This is a genomic window from Komagataeibacter kakiaceti JCM 25156 (assembly GCF_000613305.1).
In genome coordinates this window covers 1-1,831 of record NZ_BAIO01000470.1, presented here as the reverse complement: position 1 = coordinate 1,831, position 1,831 = coordinate 1, and the positions used below count along the sequence as shown (strand labels likewise).

2 protein-coding genes and 1 pseudogene are annotated in these 1,831 nt (G+C 65.8%); all 3 read right to left on the bottom strand.

Annotated features, from left to right (window positions below):
* Positions 1-115: 115 nt before the first annotated feature.
* Positions 116-699, bottom strand: a pseudogene (locus JCM25156_RS25140) (HAD family hydrolase).
* Complete coding sequence (locus JCM25156_RS15430) at positions 696-1,184, bottom strand: hypothetical protein (RefSeq protein ID WP_025813788.1); 489 nt, start codon at positions 1,182-1,184, stop codon at positions 696-698. The pseudogene JCM25156_RS25140 and the gene JCM25156_RS15430 overlap by 4 nt, the downstream one beginning before the upstream one ends.
* Positions 1,185-1,831: DegT/DnrJ/EryC1/StrS family aminotransferase (locus JCM25156_RS15425; protein ID WP_025813787.1), on the bottom strand; the 647-nt coding region annotated here is incomplete at its 5' end. It lies immediately after the preceding gene.

The window sequence follows — 1,831 nt, the reverse complement described above, 5'->3', positions numbered from 1 at the left end:
CCGCGTTCTGGGTATTCGCCCTGTTTTCGGTCATTCCCGCGCTGTCCATCCCTGTCAGCAGGCGGGTGGTCGCCCTTTACCGCTCGCTCGGCACCGGCTGAGGCGCCCGGCGGCCTCAGGGCAGCAGCGTGTTGACATCGACATGCGGCATGCCCGCGCGGGTCGCGGCCAGCATGCCCTCGCGACTGTCCTCGAACACGAGACAGGATGCGGGCGCGACATCCAGCCTGCCCGCCGCCAGCAGGAACATATCGGGCGCGGGCTTGGGGTTGTCCACATCATCTATGGTGATGATGACATCAAACAGCCGTTCGAGCCCCAGATGCCGCAGGCAGGCGGACACGATCTGCCGCGACCCGTTGGAGCTACGGCCATGGGCAGCAGGCCGTGATGGCGCCGGGCTATATCCGCCACCACCGTAATTTCCTCCAGCACATGAAGCTGCCGGAGCATCATTTCACGCGCGCGGGTGATGATGAGATCACGCGCCACGCTACGGCCCAGACGCTGCTCGACAATATCCAGCACCATCTGCTCCGATATGCCGCCATGGCCATGGAACCATTCCAGCGGCACGCTCTGGCGGATTTCTTCCTCAAGGGCCGTGATCCAGCCCTCGCGGTACAGGGGCAGGCTGTCGACGAGCGTGCCGTCGCAGTCAAAGATCAGCCCCGCCGTGCCCTCCGCCACAAGGCTCATGGAAAGGCGGACCGGGGATAATCGTACTGATTGACCAGTTCACGCAGTGCGCTGAAATCCTTGTCCTTGAAATGGTGGAAGCGGATGACCGCGCCGGGCTTCGACTCCACGAACACGGTATTGTTCCAGTCCGCCGCGCTGATTCCGGTCCACAGCGTGATGCGGTAGGGTTCCGCCGGCGCGGCGTCATGCTGCGTCCCGTCCGCGCGCACCTGCAGTTCCAGCACCGCATCCCCGCTTGAAGGCGGGGTCTGGCCCAGCGGCCCCCACCCGGCGGTATGGGCCTGCAGCCAGTCATTGAGCGTATGGATCTGGGCCGTGGTCAGGCTGCGTTCCTTGCGCATGGGGCCAACGGCGATGGTGCCGGATTCCATGGTGGGAAAGCTCAGTGGCCGGAAATTGGGCATGGCCATGAACCACAGCCCCGCTGCCGTACCGACCGTAATGAACAGGAACCCGATCAGCAGGGCTGTCTCGCGTTTCATTTAGGTTTGATCTCCTTGGGCACACACGGCCGCGATAACCCGGCCAACGTCATGATCCGTCAGTTCCGGGTGGAGCGGCAGCGCCAGAATACGCTGGGACAGCTCCTCCGCCACGGGCAGGGCCACGCCATCATGCGCCGCCCTGTAGGCAGGCTGGTGATGCAGCGGGCGCGGATAATAGATGGCGGACGCGATGCCGCGCGCCTGCATGGACTGCTGGATGGCCGCGCGCTCCGTCGCCCCTCTGGTCAGGACGGAATAGATGGCCCATGACGACTGGCTGTCCGGCACGCGGGCGGGCGGTATGACATGGCCCGCCAGCCCCCCGTCATAGGCGGCGGCGATGGCCCGCCTGCGGTCAAGCTCCATGTCAAAAATATCCAGCTTGGCCAGCAGGATGGCGGCCTGGATCGTATCCAGCCGCGCGTTCATGCCGGTGCGCAGCACCTCATAACGGGTCTTGCCCTCCCCATGCGTGCGCAGCGAGCGGTACAGTTCGGCCCGCGCCGGATCATCGGTCAGGATGCCGCCCGCATCGCCATACGCGCCCAGCGGCTTGGAGGGGAAGAAGGACAGCGTGGTCGCCACCGCCTCGCGCCCCAGCCTGCGCCCGGACAGGCTGGCCCCGAAGGCCTGCGCGCAGTCGG